Raw genomic sequence first — 253 nt, forward strand, 5'->3', positions numbered from 1 at the left:
TGGACGAAGGTCTGCGCTTCGCGATTCGCGAAGGTGGTCGTACTGTTGGTGCTGGCGTAGTAGCCAAGATCGTCGAGTAAGACCAAATGTCAGGGCTGAGTTTTCGGCCCTGATCAAAAAGCCCGCTGACAGCGTAATGCTGTTCACTTAAGCGGAGCAGCATTACAGTCAACCGGATAGCGGGTTTTGCTCATCTTCACCGTTCGGGGACTTCCTGGCCTCGAACGGCGTTCCAAAAACAGTCCACCAATCC

The 253-nt window shown here is 54.2% G+C and carries 1 protein-coding gene; it reads left to right on the plus strand.

The features are described from left to right. Window positions 1-80 (plus strand): EF-Tu C-terminal domain-related protein (locus WG929_RS21125; protein WP_199228834.1); only part of this gene is annotated, 80 nt, incomplete at its 5' end. Between the last annotated feature and the right edge of the window lie 173 nt (window positions 81-253).

This window comes from Oceanobacter antarcticus, assembly GCF_044962685.1.
Taxonomy (GTDB): Bacteria; Pseudomonadota; Gammaproteobacteria; order Pseudomonadales; family Oceanobacteraceae; genus Oceanobacter; species Oceanobacter antarcticus.